At 68.2% G+C, this 17,844-nt stretch carries 20 protein-coding genes; 10 read left to right on the forward strand and 10 right to left on the reverse strand.

From position 1 onward, the window contains the following. Both FV218_RS14760 and glpK read left to right on the forward strand, forming a co-directional pair. Positions 1 to 375 (forward strand): glycerol-3-phosphate dehydrogenase C-terminal domain-containing protein (locus FV218_RS14760; protein ID WP_281407853.1); only part of this gene is annotated, 375 nt, incomplete at its 5' end. 22 nt (positions 376 to 397) lie between these two features. Continuing rightward, positions 398 to 1,921: a glycerol kinase GlpK gene (gene glpK / locus FV218_RS14765; RefSeq protein WP_147710408.1), complete on the forward strand. Its 1,524-nt coding sequence runs from the start codon at positions 398 to 400 to the stop codon at positions 1,919 to 1,921. A 47-nt stretch (positions 1,922 to 1,968) separates the two neighbouring features. Here glpK and FV218_RS14770 read toward each other — a convergent pair whose 3' ends face one another. Continuing rightward, positions 1,969 to 2,424 carry a type II toxin-antitoxin system RatA family toxin gene (locus FV218_RS14770; protein ID WP_147710410.1) on the reverse strand — a complete coding sequence of 152 codons (456 nt, stop codon included), beginning with the start codon at positions 2,422 to 2,424 and terminating at the stop codon, positions 1,969 to 1,971. Positions 2,425 to 2,480: 56 nt separating this feature from the next. Beyond that, on the reverse strand, positions 2,481 to 3,455 hold the full coding sequence (gene lipA, locus FV218_RS14775; RefSeq protein WP_147710412.1) for a lipoyl synthase: 975 nt from the start codon (positions 3,453 to 3,455) through the stop codon (positions 2,481 to 2,483). 271 nt (positions 3,456 to 3,726) lie between these two features. Between lipA and FV218_RS14780 the strand changes: the two genes are divergently transcribed. After that, complete coding sequence (locus FV218_RS14780) at positions 3,727 to 4,206, forward strand: PRC-barrel domain-containing protein (protein WP_056092801.1); 480 nt, start codon at positions 3,727 to 3,729, stop codon at positions 4,204 to 4,206. Between the two features lie 91 nt (positions 4,207 to 4,297). On the opposite strand, the gene lpdA is transcribed toward FV218_RS14780, so the two are convergent. The 8 genes from lpdA to FV218_RS14820 form a co-directional block, all read right to left on the reverse strand. After that, a complete protein-coding gene (lpdA, locus tag FV218_RS14785; protein ID WP_147710414.1) occupies positions 4,298 to 5,737 on the reverse strand; it encodes a dihydrolipoyl dehydrogenase in 1,440 nt (479 codons plus the stop codon). A gap of 10 nt (positions 5,738 to 5,747) precedes the next feature. Continuing rightward, on the reverse strand, positions 5,748 to 6,398 hold the full coding sequence (locus tag FV218_RS14790; protein ID WP_147710416.1) for a pYEATS domain-containing protein: 651 nt from the start codon (positions 6,396 to 6,398) through the stop codon (positions 5,748 to 5,750). Between the two features lie 36 nt (positions 6,399 to 6,434). Next, the gene (locus tag FV218_RS14795; protein ID WP_147710418.1) at positions 6,435 to 7,865 is read right to left on the reverse strand and encodes a pyruvate dehydrogenase complex dihydrolipoamide acetyltransferase; all 1,431 of its coding nucleotides are present in this window, start codon (positions 7,863 to 7,865) and stop codon (positions 6,435 to 6,437) included. A 4-nt stretch (positions 7,866 to 7,869) separates the two neighbouring features. Beyond that, positions 7,870 to 8,469 (reverse strand): Uma2 family endonuclease, encoded by a 600-nt coding sequence (locus FV218_RS14800; protein ID WP_147710419.1) that lies wholly within the window; start codon positions 8,467 to 8,469, stop codon positions 7,870 to 7,872. A 13-nt stretch (positions 8,470 to 8,482) separates the two neighbouring features. Beyond that, complete coding sequence (locus tag FV218_RS14805) at positions 8,483 to 8,758, reverse strand: DUF5076 domain-containing protein (RefSeq protein WP_147710421.1); 276 nt, start codon at positions 8,756 to 8,758, stop codon at positions 8,483 to 8,485. A gap of 58 nt (positions 8,759 to 8,816) precedes the next feature. After that, entirely contained in the window at positions 8,817 to 10,253 is a 1,437-nt protein-coding gene (locus FV218_RS14810; protein WP_056092814.1) for a pyruvate dehydrogenase complex E1 component subunit beta, read from the reverse strand. Between the two features lie 49 nt (positions 10,254 to 10,302). Continuing rightward, positions 10,303 to 11,358: a pyruvate dehydrogenase (acetyl-transferring) E1 component subunit alpha gene (gene pdhA, locus FV218_RS14815; protein ID WP_147710423.1), complete on the reverse strand. Its 1,056-nt coding sequence runs from the start codon at positions 11,356 to 11,358 to the stop codon at positions 10,303 to 10,305. Positions 11,359 to 11,497: 139 nt separating this feature from the next. Next, the gene (locus tag FV218_RS14820) at positions 11,498 to 11,809 is read right to left on the reverse strand and encodes a septum formation initiator family protein (protein WP_056092818.1); all 312 of its coding nucleotides are present in this window, start codon (positions 11,807 to 11,809) and stop codon (positions 11,498 to 11,500) included. Positions 11,810 to 11,875: 66 nt separating this feature from the next. Here FV218_RS14820 and FV218_RS14825 point away from each other — a divergent pair, with 66 nt between their 5' ends. The 7 genes from FV218_RS14825 (at position 11,876) to FV218_RS14850 (ending at position 17,840) form a co-directional block, all read left to right on the forward strand. Then, positions 11,876 to 12,772, forward strand: a complete 897-nt coding sequence (locus tag FV218_RS14825) for a LysR substrate-binding domain-containing protein (protein WP_246685134.1) — start codon at positions 11,876 to 11,878, stop codon at positions 12,770 to 12,772. Positions 12,773 to 13,047: 275 nt separating this feature from the next. Then, positions 13,048 to 14,547, forward strand: a complete 1,500-nt coding sequence (locus FV218_RS14830; RefSeq protein ID WP_147710425.1) for a DEAD/DEAH box helicase — start codon at positions 13,048 to 13,050, stop codon at positions 14,545 to 14,547. Between the two features lie 129 nt (positions 14,548 to 14,676). Continuing rightward, positions 14,677 to 14,862: a DUF1508 domain-containing protein gene (locus tag FV218_RS14835; protein ID WP_056094133.1), complete on the forward strand. Its 186-nt coding sequence runs from the start codon at positions 14,677 to 14,679 to the stop codon at positions 14,860 to 14,862. Positions 14,863 to 15,033: 171 nt separating this feature from the next. After that, the gene (locus FV218_RS14840) at positions 15,034 to 15,327 is read left to right on the forward strand and encodes a hypothetical protein (protein WP_147710427.1); all 294 of its coding nucleotides are present in this window, start codon (positions 15,034 to 15,036) and stop codon (positions 15,325 to 15,327) included. A 186-nt stretch (positions 15,328 to 15,513) separates the two neighbouring features. Continuing rightward, complete coding sequence (locus FV218_RS23455) at positions 15,514 to 15,642, forward strand: hypothetical protein (protein ID WP_281407856.1); 129 nt, start codon at positions 15,514 to 15,516, stop codon at positions 15,640 to 15,642. Between the two features lie 73 nt (positions 15,643 to 15,715). Further along, positions 15,716 to 16,123, forward strand: a complete 408-nt coding sequence (locus FV218_RS14845; protein ID WP_056092825.1) for an acyl-CoA thioesterase — start codon at positions 15,716 to 15,718, stop codon at positions 16,121 to 16,123. Between the two features lie 94 nt (positions 16,124 to 16,217). Next, entirely contained in the window at positions 16,218 to 17,840 is a 1,623-nt protein-coding gene (locus FV218_RS14850; RefSeq protein WP_147710429.1) for an ABC-F family ATP-binding cassette domain-containing protein, read from the forward strand. Positions 17,841 to 17,844: the final 4 nt, after the last annotated feature.

Raw genomic sequence — 17,844 nt, forward strand, 5'->3', positions numbered from 1 at the left:
TGCCTGAACCGGCCCCCCTGGACCGCCAGGAGCCCGCTGCCCGGCGGCGACTTCCCCCGCGACGGGTACGGCGCCGTGGTGGACGGTCTCCGCGACGCCTATCCGTGGCTCGCGCCGGACCACGCCGCGCGGCTCGTGCGCGCCTACGGCACCCGCGCCGCCGCGATCCTCGGGGAGGCGGAAAGTCTCGCCGATCTCGGCGGCGTCCTCGGGGCCGACCTGACCCGGGCGGAGGTCGATCACCTCGTGGCCCGCGAATGGGCACGCACCGCCGATGACGTCCTGTGGCGCCGCTCGAAGCTCGGCCTGCGCTTCCGGCCCGCCGAGATCGCCGCCCTCGAAGCCCACCTCGCCCGCGCGACCTGCGCGGCCTGACCCCGGAACGGAGCTTCGCCCCATGACGACGTTCGTTCTCGCCATCGACCAGGGCACCACCTCGACGCGCGCCATGCTGTTCCGGCCCGATCTGTCGGTGGCGGGGGTGGCGCAGGCCGAGATCGCGCAGGCCTATCCGGCCTCCGGCTGGGTCGAGCACGATCCGGAGGGCATCTGGGCCAGCGTGCTCACCACCGTGCGGGCGGTGCTGGCGCGGGCCGGAGCGACGGCGGCGTCGGTGGCGGCGCTGGGGATCACCAACCAGCGCGAGACCACCCTGATCTGGGATCGGGCCACGGGCGCGCCGATCCATCCGGCCCTGGTCTGGCAGGACCGGCGCACGGCTGGGCACTGCGCGCGCCTGAAGGCGGAGGGCCACGAGCCCCTCGTCACCGCCCGCACCGGCCTCATCCTCGACCCGTACTTCTCGGCCACCAAGATCGCGTGGCTCCTCGACGCCGTGCCGGGCGCCCGCGCCCGCGCCGAGCGCGGCGACCTCGCCTTCGGTACGGTGGATTCGTGGCTGCTGTGGCGCCTCACGGGCGGCCTCCACGCCACGGATGCCACCAACGCCGCCCGGACCGCCCTGTTCGACATCCATCGCGGGGCCTGGGACGACGATCTGCTCGCCCTGTTCGGGATCCCCCGCGCCCTGCTGCCGGAGGTCCGCGACTGCGCCGGGGATTTCGGCACGACCCGGCCCGACCTGTTCGGCGCCGCGATCCCGATCCGCGGCGTGGCGGGCGACCAGCAGGCGGCCACCATCGGGCAGGCGTGCTTCTCGCCCGGCATGGTCAAGGCCACCTACGGCACCGGATGCTTCGCCCTCCTGAACACCGGCCCGGACGCGCGCACCTCCCGCAACCGGCTCCTGACCACCATCGCCTACCAGTTCGCCGGAGAGCGCACCTACGCCCTGGAAGGCTCGATCTTCGTGGCGGGCGCGGCCGTCCAGTGGCTGCGCGACGGCCTCGGCCTCATCCGCGACGCCGCCGAGAGCGGGCCGCTGGCGGCCCAGGCCGATCCGTCCTCGGAGGTCTATCTCGTGCCCGCCTTCGTCGGCCTCGGCGCGCCCTACTGGGAGCCCGACGTGCGCGGCGCCCTGTTCGGGCTCGCCCGCGATACCGGCCCGAAGGACCTCGCCCGCGCGGCCCTGGAGAGCGTCTGCTACCAGACCCATGATCTCCTGGAGGCCATGCGGGCCGACTGGCCGAGCCCCGAGACCGGGACCGTCCTGCGGGCCGATGGCGGAATGGCCGCCTCGGACTGGACCCTGCAGCGTCTCGCCGATCTCCTCGGCTTACCGGTGGACCGGCCGATGGTGCGGGAAACGACGGCCCTCGGGGCCGCTTACCTGGCGGGCTGGAATGCCGGGCTCTATCCCGAGCCGGCGGAGTTCGCGCGAACCTGGAGCCTGGAGCGCCGGTTCACCCCGTCGATGCCGGAGACCGACCGTGCCCGGCGCCTCGATGGCTGGCACCGGGCCGTGCGGGCCCTGCGCGGCATGAGGGCTCCGGTGGAGCCGCCCGAGACTATCTCGTCCTAAGAGTTCCTCATGAACGAACTGGGGGGCGGCGCAGCCCGGACGGTGGCTCAGGCGGCGCCGTAGACCCGGTCGGCCCGCGCCTCGAAGGCGTCGGTGAACTTGCGGAACGCCCGGTCGAACATCGTCCCCATGAGGAGGCCCAGGGTCCGGCTCTTGAACTCGTAGGTGATGAAGAAATCGACGTTGCAGCCGGCCCCGTCCGCTTCCTTGAACAGCCAGCGGTTCTCGAGGTGGCGGAACGGCCCGTCGATGTATTCGGCCACGATCTTGAGGTTCGCCGGATCGAGGGTCACCCGCGTGGTGAAGCGCTCGCGGATGGCCTTGTAGCCGACGCCCATCTCGGCGACGAGAATCTCGGTGCCATTCTCCCCCGGCTGCCGGCGCAGGATGCGCAGGGACTCGCAGAGAGGCAGGAACTCGGGGTAGCGCTCCACGTCGGCGACGAGGTCGTACATCGCGCGCGGGCTGTGCCGCACGAGGCGGTCGATACGGAAGGACGGCATGCGGGGCTTCTACAGCATCGCTCCCGAGGGTGGGAACCGGTTTTCCGGCCAATGCGTCAAGCCGGCACCCCCTCCGGCGCCAGACGGGCGAGCCGCGCCGCCTTCAGTCGCGAAAAATCCTCGCCGGCATGGTGGGACGAGCGGGTCAGGGGGGTGGCCGAGACCAGCAGAAAACCCTTGGCATAGGCCGTGGTCTCCAGGCCCTTGAACTCGTCGGGCGGCACGAAGCGCACCACCTCGTGGTGCTTCTTCGTCGGCTGGAGGTACTGCCCGATGGTGAGGAAATCGACGTCGGCCGAGCGCAGGTCGTCCATGAGCTGGACCACTTCGTTCCGCTCCTCGCCCAGCCCCACCATGATGCCGGACTTGGTGAAGATCGTCGGGTCGAGCTCCTTCACCCGCTGCAGCAGGCGCACGGAGTGGAAGTAGCGGGCGCCGGGGCGGACGGTGAGGTAGTTGCCCGGCACCGTCTCCATGTTGTGGTTGAACACGTCGGGCCTGGCCGCGACCACCACTTCGAGGGCACCGTCCTTGCGCAGGAAGTCGGGCGTCAGGATCTCGATGGTGGTGGCGGGGCTCATGCGCCGGATCGCCCGGATGGTCCGGGCGAAATGCTCAGCGCCGCCGTCGGCGAGGTCGTCCCGGTCGACGGAGGTGACGACGACGTGGTGCAGGCCGAGCTTCGCCACGGAATCCGCCAGTTTCTCCGGCTCGTCCGCGTCCAAGCCCTTCGGCAGACCCGTGCGGACGTTGCAGAACGAGCAGGCCCGCGTGCAGGTGTCGCCCATGATCATGAAGGTGGCGTGCCGCTTCTCCCAGCATTCGCCGATGTTCGGGCAGCCGGCTTCCTCGCACACGGTGACGAGGCCGTGCTCGTGCACGATCCGGCTGGTCTCGGCCCAGCCGGGGGAGCCCGGTGCCTTGACACGGATCCAGTCCGGCTTGCGCTGGATCGGCTTGTCGGGCCGGTGCGCCTTCTCCGGATGCCTGGGACGCTGATCGTTGCGCAGAAGATCGAGGACGACGGCCATGTCACACCGTTTGTGTGCGCCCACGACGGCAGGTGCCACCGTGATAATCGCCACCGTGATGATCTAAGACCTCGCTGCCCCCATCGCAAACTGCGGTCGCTGCCTCGGGCTACGACCCGGAAGATCTGTCAGCCCGGTTGGACGCCCGGCATGCATTGCCTCATTCGCAGGCAATTTGCCGCGATTGGGGGGAACTCACCCTGGAATCTGCCGTTACAGACGGCGTTTCCGCTCCGATCATCGGCGCGGGCTGCCCATCCAAGGAAATCCCATGGCCCTGAAGTCCGTTCTCGCCGTCGCGCTCGTCGCGGCGCTGCCCACGCTCGCCTTCGCCCAGGAGACCGTCAAGCCGGCGCCCGCGACGACCGCCCCGACGACGACCGCCCCCGCGGCGGCCGGCACCGGCGCCGGGACGGGCATGCTGATGGCCGACAAGGCCGTCGCAAAGGTGGTCTTCGTGGCCACGCAGCCCGCGGACGTCCTGTCGTCCAAGCTCATCGGTCTCAATGTCTACAACAACAACAACGAGACCGTCGGCGAGATCGAAGATCTCGTGATCGTCGACGGCAAGACGGTCAGCGCCGTGGTGCTGGGCGTCGGGGGCTTCCTGGGTCTCGGCGAGCGCTACGTCTCGGTCAGCCCGTCGAGCATCACCCTGTCGCGCAAGGACAACACCCTGCGGGCCCTCGTCGACACCGACAAGGACACCCTGAAGTCCGCCCCGGCCTTCGAGTACAGCAAGAAGAAGTAAGCATTGGTCGGTCCGGTCCGCCCCGGGCGGACCGGACCCCGTTCAGAACGGGCCGTCCGGCGTCGAGCGCGGGCGGCCCTTTTTCGTCCGATCAGGCGTGGATCACACGACCATAGGCGTCGAGGACGCTCTCGTGCATCATCTCGCTCAAGGTCGGGTGCGGGAAGACCGTGTGCATCAGGTCTTCTTCCGTGGTCTCGAGGTTCATCGCCACGACGTAGCCCTGGATCAGTTCGGTGACTTCCGCGCCGACCATGTGGGCGCCGAGCAGTTGGCCGGTCTTGGCGTCGAAGATCGTCTTCACCAGGCCGTCCGGCTCGCCGAGCGCGATGGCCTTGCCGTTGCCCGCGAAGGGGAAGCGGCCGACCTTGACGGAAAAGCCCTGTTCCTTGGCCTTCGCTTCCGTGAGGCCTACGGAGGCGATCTGCGGCTGACAGTAGGTGCAACCCGGGATCTTGGCCTTGTCCATGGCGTGGGTCGGCAGGCCCTTGATGGTCTCGACGCAGAGCACGCCCTCGTGCTCGGCCTTGTGGGCCAGCATCGGCGGGCCGGCGACGTCGCCGATGGCGTAGACGCCCGGCACGTTGGTCCGCCCCAAGCCGTCGGTGACGACGATGCCGCGGTCGATGGCGACGCCGAGTCCCTCGAGCCCCAGCCCCTCGATGTTGCCGACGACGCCCACCGCCGAGATCAGTTTCTCAGCCGTCAGGGTCTGTGTCTTGCCGCCGCCCGTTTCGATGGTTGCCGTGACGGAGTCGGCTGCCTTCTCCACCTTCGTGACCTTGGCGCCGGTGAGGATCTTGATGCCCTGCTTTTCGAACCGCTTGCGGGCGAGGCCCGCGATCTCGGCATCCTCCACGGGGAGGATCTGCGGCAGCAGCTCGATCACCGTCACCTCGGCGCCCATGGTGCGGTAGAACGAGGCGAACTCGATACCGATGGCGCCCGAGCCCATGACGAGGAGTGACTTCGGCATCGCCTCCGGCACCATGGCCTCGTAGTAGGTCCAGATCTGCTTCCTGTCCGGCTCGATGCCCGGGATCGCGCGGGGCCGGGCCCCGGTGGCGACGATGATGTGCTTGGCCGCATACGCGCCGGCCGCCAGGGCACCCTTCGGGGCGGGCGCGCGGCTCGTTTCCTTCACCGTGACCCGGCCTGGCACGTCGCCCTTCGCGGCGGACTCGATGGTGGCCTCGCCCCAAATCACGTCGACCTTGTTCTTCTTCAGCAGCATGCCGACGCCGCCGTTGAGGCGCGTGGAGACCCCGCGGGAGCGCTTGACGATGGCGGCCGTATCGAACCCGACATTGTCCGCCGACAGGCCGTAATCGGCGGCGTGCTGCATGTAGTGGTAGATTTCGGCCGACCGCAGCAGGGCTTTCGTCGGAATGCAGCCCCAGTTCAGGCAAATGCCGCCGAGATGCTCGCGGTCCACCACCGCGGTCTTGAACCCGAGCTGCGCCGCCCGGATCGCCGCGACGTAGCCGCCGGGGCCCGCGCCGATGACGAGGATGTCGTAGGTGTCGGCCATCTAATCATCCTCAAAGGTGTTCTCGAAGTTTTTGCGAGTCGAAATGATTGGTAGCAGCGTTAAACTGATATCCAGTCCCCTCAAAATCCAGATATCGATTTAAAGTTGCTTCTCTTCCATCGTGGTATTTAATCCGAGCCTCGCATAGAGTTGGCCCATACGCGGTAATTTTTACAGCAAAGCCTTCAGATCCATTTTCAATAATATACTTGTATCCATACGGATATTCTTTTATTCCGAAATGCTGTCCGAAATAGTACTCAACAGATTTTACGTCGTTAATTTTTCCATAGCTTTTATGTCCAATCAAGTATACAGACAGCTCATAGATATCTAGACCTGAGCCGGCGTGTGTTTTATCAGTCCTCTTCGCGCGGTGAACCAGCATTAGATTTTTATGCCTCGCGTAAGCTTCGGTTCTCTTTTGAAACAAAACTTGATCTGCTTCAACTACAGTATAATAGTCATTCTGTCCTTTACTGTCAGCAAAGATTGATACTCCTTTGAACTCGAAGTCCTTCCATTTTACATTTAACCCGTTTTCAAGCTGAAAATTAAGATTTCCGAGTATTCTATTTAAGTTTTTTCTAAAGTATAGTACAATAAAAACTATAGCCCCAGGCCAAGCTATGGCAGTGATTATATCTGCAGTAATTTTCATTTGCGATAATATCCAATCCAAGAATTCACTCGTAATTTATACCAACATCCCCATGGGGCTCTCGATCAGTGCCTTGAACGCCGAGATCAACTCCGCCCCCAAGGCCCCGTCGAGCACCCGGTGGTCGCAGGACAGCGTGGCCGTCATCACCTGCGCGACGGCCGGGGCGCCGTCCCTGACCACGACCCGCTTCTCGCCGGCACCCACGGCGAGGATTGAGGATTGCGGCGGGTTGATCACCGCCGTGAAGTGCTTGATGCCGAACATGCCGAGATTCGACACCGAGGTGACGCCGCCCTGGTACTCTTCCGGCTTCAGCTTCTTGGCGCGCGCCCGGGCCGCGAAGTCCTTCATCTCGTTGGAGATGGTGGAAAGCGTCTTCTGATCGGCGCGGCGGATCACCGGGGTGAACAGCCCCCCGTCGATGGCCACCGCCACCCCGACCTCGGCGTTGTCGAAGCGCAGGATGCGGTCCTCGGCCCAGACGGCGTTGGCCGCCGGCACACGCATGAGGGCGAGGCCCATGGCCTTGATGACGAAGTCGTTCACCGAGAGCTTGAACAGCGGCTTGCCGTCCTTGCCCTGCCCGGCGCTCCGGTTGAGCTGCTCGCGCAGGGCCATGAGGGCGTCGAGCTCGCAATCCACCGTGAGGTAGAAATGCGGGGCCACCTGCGTCGCCTCGGTCAGGCGCTTGGCGATGGTCTTGCGCATGCCGTCCAGGGGCACTTCTTCGTAGGTGCCCTTGGCGTAGAAGCCGCGCACCTGATCGACGGACAGGCCGGCCGGGCTCGCGGCCTTTGGCGCTGCGGCGGTCGGCGCAGCCTTCGGAGCCTCGGCGGGCGCCGGTGAATCCGCGGGCGCCTGTGTCTTGGCGAGTGTCTTGGCGGGTGTCTTGGCGGGCGCCGGGCCGGCGGCCTTCGCCGCGCGGACATCGCGCTCGATCACGCGGCCATGGGGGCCGGAGCCCGTCACCGAGGCGAGGTCGACGCCCTCCTGCTTGGCGATGCGGCGGGCCAGGGGCGAGGCGAAGACCCGTCCCCCCTCCCCCTGCGCCGGGGCCGGCCGGGCGCCGTCCGGTGCCTCGTTCACCCGGGCGTAGGACATCTGGCCGCCGCCGGGCGTCGCGTTCTCGCCGACGGGGTCCTTCGTGACTTGCGCTTTCGGCGCATCCTCGGGGGCCTCCGCCTTCGCAGCGCCGCCGGCCTGGACGCTCGCCGGGTCCTCGCCCTCGCTGGCGATGATGGCGATGAGGTCGTTGACCGGCACGTCGGCCGTGCCCTCGGGGACAAGGATCTTGGCGAGGATGCCCTCGTCGACGGCCTCGACCTCCATGGTCGCCTTGTCGGTCTCGATCTCGGCGAGCACGTCGCCGGATTTCACCGCGTCGCCCTCCTTCTTGAGCCATTTCGCGAGGTTGCCCTTCTCCATCGTCGGCGACAGGGCGGGCATCAGGACGTTGACGGGCATGGCATCAGGTCTCGAGCGAGGGGGACGGCGGGGCGGCCGGATCGTCGAAGGGAAACAGGCTGTCGAGGGGGAACGGGACGGCGTCGAAGGGCGGCAGGGCGACGGCCTCGCCGCGCGCGACGGTTCCGAGGAGCAGCCATTGGCGCCCCGTGAGCGCAAAGGCTTCGAGCACCCCGTCACCGGGATCGAGGAGCCAGAGATGGCCGACACCGGCCTCCGCGTAGATGCGGCGCTTGGGGCCGCGATCGAGGCGGGCGGTGGCGGGCGAGAGGATCTCGCAGACCCAGTCCGGCGGGGTCTCGATGTAAGCGGTCTCCGGCTCGGCGGGCAGCCGTTCGCGGCGCCAGCCGGCCAGATCCGGCACCACGACGTGGAACTCGAGGTGGAGTTCCGGCTCGACCATAAAGATCCAGCCGCCCGGTCCGCCGCGGCCGCGACCGAAGGGCGGACCGAGCTCGGCCGCCAAGCCCGCCACCGCCATCGCATGCCGCGGGCGCGGCCTTGGGTGGGTCTCCAGGGCGCCGTCGACGATCTCGGCCACGAGATGGTCCGGCACGGCTTCGAGATCGGCGTAGGTGGCCCGGCGGAAGGCGGCCTCGGCCATGGTGGGTCCCCCGCTAGTTCAGATCGCCGGGATCGAGGCCCTCGGCCTCCCACCCGGCGCGGATGCGCTCGAAGGCTTCCGCGTCCGACATCTCGGTCTCCAGGGCGTAGGTCCGCGCCGCCTGTCGGGCGAGATCGATGAGCAGACGGCCCCAGGTCGCCGGATCGTCGAACGAGCGGCGCAGGGCCACGCTCACGGCGCCGTCGACGACGGCGGCGCGCAGGACCTCGATGCCACCGTTCTCGATGGCATCGGGCGGGGCGGAGAGTTCCACGAAGGTCTTCGTCATGTCCTGTCCGAACGAAAGGGTTGGTCCCACCTCACACCGGGGGACGTCTTCGGCCACCCTAGCGGTAGCAGACGGCTTTGACCGCCTCGATCACCTCGGCGACGTTGGGCAGGGCGAGTTTTTCGAGGTTGGCCGCGTAGGGCATCGGCACGTCCTTGCCGGTGACGCGCAGGACCGGGGCGTCGAGGTAGTCGAAGGCGTCGACCATCAGGCGGGCGACGATCTCGGCGCCGATGCCCGATTGCGGGAAGCCCTCCTCCACAGTGACGCAGCGGCCGGTCTTACGCACCGATTCCACAACCGTGTCGGTGTCCATGGGGCGCAGGGTGCGCAGGTCGATGACCTCCGCCTCAATGCCCTGCTCGGCGAGCGCCTGGGCGGCCTTGAGGGCGTAGGTCATGCCGATGGAGAACGACACGATGGTGACGTCAGTGCCGGGGCGGTGGATGCGGGCCTTGCCGATGGGCAGGACGAAATCGTCGAGCTTCGGCACCGGGAAGCTCTGGCCGTAGAGGATCTCGTTCTCGAGGAAGATGATCGGGTTCGGGTCGCGGATCGCGGCCTTGAGCAGGCCCTTGGCGTCGGACGCCGTATAGGGCGCGATGACCTTGAGGCCGGGCACGTTGGAGTACCAGGCCGAGTAGTCGTGGCTGTGCTGGGCGCCGACCCGAGCCGCCGCGCCGTTGGGGCCGCGGAACACGATGGGACAGCCGAGCTGGCCGCCCGACATGTACAGGGTTTTCGCCGCCGAGTTGATGATGTGGTCGATGGCCTGCATGGCGAAGTTGAAGGTCATGAACTCGACGATGGGGCGCAGGCCCGTGAACGCCGCACCGACGCCGATGCCGGCGAAGCCGTGCTCGGTGATCGGAGTGTCGACCACGCGCCGTGCGCCGAATTCCTGCAGCAGCCCCTGGGTGATCTTGTAGGCGCCCTGGTACTCGGCGACCTCCTCGCCCATGACGAAGACGGACTCGTCGCCGCGCATCTCCTCCGCCATGGCGTCGCGCAGGGCCTCGCGGACGGTCATGGTGACCATCTCGGTCCCTTCCGGGAACTCGGCCATCACCGGCGCCGGCGCCTTGTTGGTGATGATGGCGGGTGCCGCCGGCGCTTTGGGCGCATCGTCGGCGGTCTTGCCCGTCGCCGCGGGGGCGCCGGCCTGTCCTTCCGCCTGCATGGTCGGGGTCGGGGCGGCCTGGGCGGGCGCATCGGTGGCGGGCTTCGGGGCGGACGCCGCCGAGATATCCTCGCCCTCGGCGGTGATGACGGCGATGGGCGTATTGACCTTCACGCCCTCGGTGCCTTCCGCGACCAGGATCTTGGCGAGCACGCCCTCGTCGATGGCCTCGACCTCCATGGTCGCCTTGTCGGTCTCGATCTCGGCCAGCACGTCGCCGGATTTGACCGGGTCGCCTTCCTGCTTCAGCCATTTCGACAGCTTGCCCTCCTCCATGGTCGGAGACAGGGCGGGCATCAGGATGTCGGTCGCCATGAAAGACTCGTCGATCGAGGAGGAAGTGGGCGGCTCTTGAGATCAGGCCTCAGGCGCGCGACTCCAGAAGGATGTCCGTCCACAGCTCGGCGGGATCGGGCTCGGGATCGTGGGTGGCGAACTCGGCCGCGTCGTTGACCGTCTCGCGCACCTTGGCGTCGGTGGCCTTGAGGTCGGCTTCGGGCACGCCGTGGGCCTCGATCAGGCGCTTGCGCACCATCTCGATGGGGTCGTGCTCGTCGCGCATCTTCGAGACCTCGTCCTTCGTCCGGTACTTCGCCGGATCGGACATGGAGTGGCCGCGATAGCGGTAGGTCTGCATCTCGAGGATGTAGGGACCTTCGCCCGAGCGGGCATGCTCGATGGCCCGCGCGGCGGCCTCGCGCACGGTGCGCACGTCCATGCCGTCGACCTGCTCGCCCGGAATGCCGAACGAGATGCCGCGCCTGGAGAAGTCCGTCTGCGCCGAGGCGCGGGCCACCGAGGTGCCCATGGCGTAGCGGTTGTTCTCGATGACATAGACCACGGGCAGCTTCCACAGCTGCGCCATGTTGAAGCTCTCGTAGACCTGGCCCTGGTTGGCGGCCCCGTCGCCCATATAGGTCAGGCTGACCTGGCCGTTCTTCCGGTAGGCGTCGGCGAAGGCGAGGCCCGTCCCGAGGGACACCTGCGCGCCGACGATGCCGTGGCCGCCGAAGAACTGCTTTTCGCGGGAGAACATGTGCATCGAGCCGCCCTTGCCGCGGGAATAGCCCCCGCGCCGGCCGGTGAGCTCCGCCATCACGCCCTTCGGCTCCATGCCGCAGGCCAGCATGTGGCCGTGGTCGCGGTAGCCGGTGATGACCTGATCGCCGTCGATGGACGCCATCTGCATGCCGATGACGACGGCTTCCTGGCCGATGTAGAGGTGGCAGAACCCGCCGATGAGGCCCATGCCGTAGAGCTGCCCCGCCTTCTCCTCGAAGCGGCGGATGAGCAGCATCTCGTGGTAGGCGTGGAGGTCTTCGTCGCGGGTGAATTGGGGTGTGTTCGGAGCCGGCGCGTGGGCGGCCTCCGACGGTGTCAGGTCGGATTTGGGCTGGCCCGCCTCGGTTGCGGAATCCATCGGCTCTCTCCCCGGGGACCGTCTGTTCTCCCCCGAGGTTCTAGGACACGCGTTTTGGGAAAGCGAGGCCGGCCCGCCGACAGATCGGGACCGTTGTCAGGTGCGCCGGATCGCCGCCCGGCAAGGCGACGAAACCGGGCTACGGGTTGATGATGACGACGTCGTTGGCGTGCACCCGGCCGAGGACCACCCGGGCGCGCTCCTCCAGGAGGTCGCGGTCGATCTGGTCGCTGCGCAGGAGGGTGACGCGGTGCTCCCACTCGGCCCGGTCGGCCTTCACGGCGGCGAGTTCCTGATTGAGCCCGTAGGCCTGGATCTTGAGGGCGCGCTTGGCTTCGAGGCCGCGATTGCCGCCCTCGGCCTGATGCACGAAATAGCCGACGACGAGCCCCGAGACGGCGTACAACGCCAGGGGCATCAGCACGGAACGGACGCGACGACGGATCACCATGGGGGAAGCATCGCGCCGCACGGTTAAGAAAGTCCTTCGACGAAGCGTGTGCGGGGACATGGCGCGATGATGCGGTTCGACCTCGTCGATCTCGGCCTGTTCCGCCACGTGGTCGAGGCCGGCTCCATTACCCATGGGGCGGCACGGGCCAACCTGGCGCTGGCCGCCGCGTCCGCCCGCATCCGCGCCATGGAAGTGTCCCTCGGGGCCGCCCTCCTCACCCGCGGCCGCCAGGGCGTGACCACGACGCCGGCCGGGCGCGCGCTGCTCGCCCATGCGCGGGATCTTCTCGACGGGGTTGACCGGATGCAGGGCGAACTCGCGGCCTTCTCCGGCGGCACCGTCGGGCAGATCCGGGTCCTGTCGAACACCAATGCGCTGACCGAATTCCTGCCCGAGGTCCTGAGCGCGTTCCTCGCTCGCCAGACCGGGGTCAGTGTCGACATCGAGGAACGGACCTCGGACGAGATCGTCGGCCTCGTGGCCGAGGGCGCCGCCGACCTCGGCATCGTCGCCGGGACCGTCGATACCGGGGCCCTGGAGACCTACCCGTTCCGGCAGGACCGCTTCGTCGTCGTGGCCGCCGCCGGCCATGCCCTGAGCCGGTCCCCGTCCGTGGCCTTCGCCGATGTCCTGGAGCACGACCTCGTCGGCCTCGACCGCACCTCCGCCCTGACCCGCTTCCTCGCCGACAAAGCCGCGCGCACGGGGCGGCCCATGCGGCTGCGGGTGCAGCTGCGCAGCTTCGATGCCGTCTGCCGCCTCGTCGAGTGCGGCGTCGGCCTCGGCATCGTCCCGGAGACCACGGCGGCGCGGGCGGCGCGCACCATGGCCATCGCGGTGGTGCCCCTCCTCGACCCCTGGGCCGTGCGGGACCTGACCATCTGTGTGCGGGCGCTCGCCGCCCTTCCCGCCTTCGCACAGGACTTCGTCGCGCACCTGCGCACCCCGCCAACCGCCTGATCGGTTTCGATGATTGACTTCGCACCTGCGAAGACGCATATGGCGGTTGCAGCGTCAGCGGCCGTCATGGTTCCGCTTGAGAGGGCTGCGTGACGGATCGACGGGTCGCTTCAAGCGAATTCCGACCGACCTGAGCCCCTCTCTTCAACGTGCATGCACCCGGACTGCCCCGGCACGCGGGCGGCTCCAGCTCAACGGACCGATTCTCATCGATCTGCGCACCGACCATCGTTGGATGGCGTGCGCCACGGTCCCGCTGCCTTGAAAGATTCGACTTGACCCAATTTACTGATTTCGGCCTCGCCCAGCCCGTGCTGCGGGCGCTGGAGGAGGCCGGCTACAAGACGCCGACCCCGATCCAGGCCCAGGCCCTCCGCCCCGCCATGGAAGGCCGCGACCTCTGCGGCATCGCCCAGACCGGTACCGGCAAGACGGCCGCGTTCGCGCTGCCGATCCTCCACCGCCTCGCCCAGAACCCGCGGAAAGCCATCCGCCGCGGCTGCCGCGTGCTGGTGCTCTCGCCGACCCGCGAGCTCGCCAACCAGATCGCCGAGAGCTTTTCGGATTATGGGCGGCACCTGTCCTTCACCAACACCGTGGTGTTCGGCGGCGTCACCATCTCGCGCCAGGAAAAGGCGCTCGCCAACGGCGTCGACATCCTCGTCGCCACGCCGGGCCGCCTCATGGACCTCATCGAGCGCCGCTCGCTGACCCTCGAGGCCGTCGAGATCCTCGTCCTCGACGAGGCCGACCAGATGCTCGACCTCGGCTTCATCCACGCCCTCAAGCGCATCGTGAAGATGCTGCCGAAGGAGCGCCAGAGCCTGTTCTTCTCGGCCACCATGCCGAAGAACATCGCCGGCCTCGCCGACCAGTACCTGCGCGATCCGGTGCAGGTCGCCGTCACGCCGGTGGCGACCACCGCCGAGCGCGTCACCCAGGAGGTCATCTTCGCCCATACCGGCGCGAAGCAGGCGCTCCTGAACCACATCCTGCGTGATCCGAAGATCGAGCGCGTCCTCGTCTTCACCCGGACCAAGCACGGCGCCGACCGCGTGGTGCGCGGCCTGGAGAAGGTGACGATCAACGCGTCCGCCATCCACGGCAACAAGTCCCAGCCGCAGCGCGAACGGGCCCTGGCCGCCTTCAAGGACGGCTCGTGCCGGGTGCTGGTCGCCACCGACATCGCCGCGCGCGGCATCGACGTCGAGGCCGTGAGCCACGTCATCAACTACGACCTGCCCAACGTGCCGGAAAGCTACGTGCACCGCATCGGCCGCACCGCCCGCGCCGGCGCCAACGGCCTCGCCATCTCGTTCTGCAACGACGAGGAGAAGGCCTACCTGCGCGACATCGAGCGCACCACGCGCCAGAAGATCCCCGTCGGCGCCTTCCCCGAGGGCTTCACGCCCCCGTCGCGCCAGGAGGCCATGGACGCCGCTCAGGCCGAGGAGCGCCGTCCGGCGCCCCAGGGCCAGCGCCCCGGTCAGCGCCAGGGCCAGCGCCCCGGCGGCGGCCGTCCCGGTGGCGGACGCCCCGGCCAGGGTCGCAGCGACGGTGGTCGCGGCGGCCAGGGTGCGCCCGGTCGCAACGCCCGTCCCGATGGGGCCGCCCGGCCCCAGGACGGTCGCGGCGATCGTCGTCCGGCCGGAGCCGGTGAGAACCGGTCCGAGCCGCGCGGCGAGAACCGCCAGCGGGCCCCGCGCCCGCAGGGCGCCGGCGCCGGTGCGGGTGAAGGCCGCGCCATCGGCTGGCTCGACCGCTTCCCGCGCTGAGCCTTCCATCCCGTCATGACGCTGACGCCGTCCCGGACCTCCGGGGCGGCGTTTTCGCGTGCGGAACGCCCATTGCCGCACCGGTGCGCCGCGCCATCTTGAGCGTTGACGTCGATGCGCGAGGACACCATGCGGTTCGAACTCTACCGGGACGCGGCGGGCGAATGGCGCTGGCGCCTGCGGGCGACCAACGGCAACGTGGTGGCCGATTCCGCCGAAGGCTACGGGCGCCGCGAGGATTGCGAGCACGGCATCGCCCTGGTGAAGGGCAGCGCGGCTGCGCCGACCGTGGACATGACCCTGAAGATCGCCTGAGGGGCGGGAGCCACCCATCAGGCTTCGTTGACTCACTTTCCGGTGAGACGAATCCGCACCGGCAACGCTTCGTGCCGTCATGCGTTTGATGCGACCGGGCAAGACCCGGAACCGTGCCCGGACCCGTCGGCTCCTCACGTCCCGCCGACCTATCTCAAGGAGTTTGAGAACGTGCTGAGGAAACTCGTGCTGGCCGCGCTGCTGGCCTTAGGATTTGCCGCGATGGCACCGCAAGGCGCCTCCGCCGCCCCCATCGGTCCCGCCCTCGCCCTTCAGAGCGAGGCCGCCCCGGCGGTTGCGCAGACCGTGCAGTATTACGGCTACCGCCGTCGCTTCTACGGCCCGCGCCCCTTCTACCGTCGTCCGTATTACGGCCGCCGCTTCTACGGCCCGCGTCGGTTCTATGGCGGTCCGCGCCGCTTCTATGGCCCGCGTCCGTTCTACGGCCCGCGCCGCTTCTACTGAGCGTGGTTCCGGTGCCGCCCTGCGGCGGCACCGCATCGCCGGCCTACCCATTTTGCCCCAAAGCCTGGCAGCTCACCCCGAGCCGCCAGGCTTTTTTGCAAGAAAATGCAGCAATTGGTTCGCGGATGTGCAGAATGGTGCTGTAGGTTTAGGCGGGTCCATCCTGGCCCTGCCCGGAGGTACGCCATGACCGAACTCGCAGCGACCGCGGCGCCGGCCCGCGACCTCTGGCGATCGATGCCCCTCGACCTGCTCGTCTCGGTCGCCGCCGTCATCCTCGCCGGCGGCCTGGCCTTCTTCGGTATCCTGCCGTGACGGGACCGGTCCGGCCTGCCGGCGGTGCGGAATTCGCGTAGGGTCGGGCGAATCGCGTCGGGAGCGGGTTGGAATGACGGTGGAAGAAGATGGCGGTCCGCGCGGCGACCTCACGGTCCGCACCAGCGCGATGCCTGCGGACACCAATGCCAACGGCGACATCTTCGGCGGCTGGGTGATGTCGCAGATGGATCAGGCCGGCGGCATCGCGGGCGTCGATCGGGCCCAGGGGCGCGTCGTCACCGTGGCGGTGGACGCCATGACCTTCATCCGGCCGGTGCGCGTCGGCGACGTGCTCTGCGTCTACACCCGCGTCGGCCATGTCGGCCGCACCTCCATGAAGATCGAGGTCGAGGCCTGGGCCCGGCGCTTCCGCACGCAGGTCCGCGAGAAGGTGACGGAGGCGACCTTCACCTTCGTCGCTATCGACGATGCCGGGCGGCCGCGCGCCGTGGATCTCCCGGCGCCGCCGGTCGATTAGACCGCCTTCCCTTCCGCTCGCGCGCGCCCTTCCCTTCCGCTCGCGCGCGCCATGCCGTAAAGGCGCGGGACTTGAAGCAAGGTCCCGCGCGCGCATGATCCGCCTCGAAAAAATCGGCAAGCAGAACGGCCGGCAGATCGTCTTCATCGAGGCGTCCGCCGCCCTGCAGAAGGGCGAGAAGGTCGGCCTCGTCGGCCCCAACGGCGCCGGAAAGACCACCCTGTTCCGGATGATCACCGGCGAGGAGGAGCCCGACGAGGGCCAGGTCGCCACCGACAAGGGCATCACTATCGGGTATTTCAGCCAGGATGTCGGCGAGATGTCCGGCTGCTCCGTGGTCTCGGCGGTCATGGACGGCGCCGGCCCCGTGAGCGTCGTCGGCACCGAGCTGAAGGCCCTGGAGGCGGGGCTCGCCGATCCCGATCGCATGGACGAGATGGAGGCGCTGATCGAGCGCTACGGCGAGGTCCAGGCGCGCTTCGAGGAACTCGACGGCTACGCCCTCGAAGGCCGGGCCTACGAGGTGCTGGCGGGCCTGAGCTTCTCCCAGGAGATGATGGACGGCGATGTCGGCAAGCTGTCGGGCGGCTGGAAGATGCGCGTGGCGCTCGCCCGCATCCTCCTCATGAACCCCGACGTGATGCTCCTCGACGAGCCCTCCAACCACCTCGACCTGGAAAGCCTGATCTGGCTGGAGGCCTTCCTGAAGAATTTCGAGGGCGCCCTGCTGATGACCTCGCACGACCGCGAGTTCATGAACCGCATCGTCACCAAGGTGGTGGAGATCGACGGCGGCACCCTCACCACCTATTCGGGCGACTACGGCTTCTACGAGCAGCAGCGGGCGCTCAACGAGACCCACCAGCAGGCCCAGTTCGAGCGCCAGCAGGCGATGCTGGCGAAGGAGATCAAGTTCATCGAGCGCTTCAAGGCCCGGGCCTCCCACGCCGCCCAGGTGCAGAGCCGGGTGAAGAAGCTCGACAAGATCGAGCGCGTCGAACCGCCCAAGCGCCGGCAGTCGGTGGCGTTCGAGTTCCAGGCCCCGCCCCGCTCGGGCGACGACGTCGTGATGCTCAGGAACGTCCACAAGAGCTATGGCAGCCGCCGGATCTACGAGGGGTTCGATTTCGCCATCCGGCGCAAGGAGCGCTGGTGCGTCATGGGCATCAACGGCGCCGGCAAGTCGACCCTGCTGAAGCTCGTCACCGGCTCGACCCAGGCCGATGACGGCACCGTCTCCGTCGGCGGCAGCGTCAAGCTCGGCTACTTCGCCCAGCACGCCATGGACCTGCTCGACGGCGAGCGCACGGTGTTCCAGACCCTGGAAGACGCGTTCCCGCAGGCGGCGCAGGGCTCGCTCCGGGCGCTCGCCGGCTGCTTCGGCTTCTCCGGCGACGATGTCGAGAAGCGCTGCCGGGTGCTGTCGGGTGGCGAGAAGGCCCGCCTCGTCATGGCCCTGATGCTGTTCGACCCGCCGAACTTCCTCGTCCTCGACGAGCCCACCAACCACCTCGACATGGGCACCAAGGAGATGCTCATCGCGGCGCTCTCGGCCTACGAGGGCACCATGCTGTTCGTGAGCCACGACCGGCATTTCCTGGCGGCCCTGTCGAACCGGGTGCTCGAAGTCACCCCCGAGGGCATCCACCAGTACGGCGGCGGCTACACGGAATATGTCGCCCGGACGGGCCAGGAGGCCCCGGGCCTGCGGAGCTGACGCC

The sequence above is a fragment of the Methylobacterium sp. WL69 genome, from assembly GCF_008039485.1.
GTDB lineage: Bacteria > Pseudomonadota > Alphaproteobacteria > Rhizobiales > Beijerinckiaceae > Methylobacterium.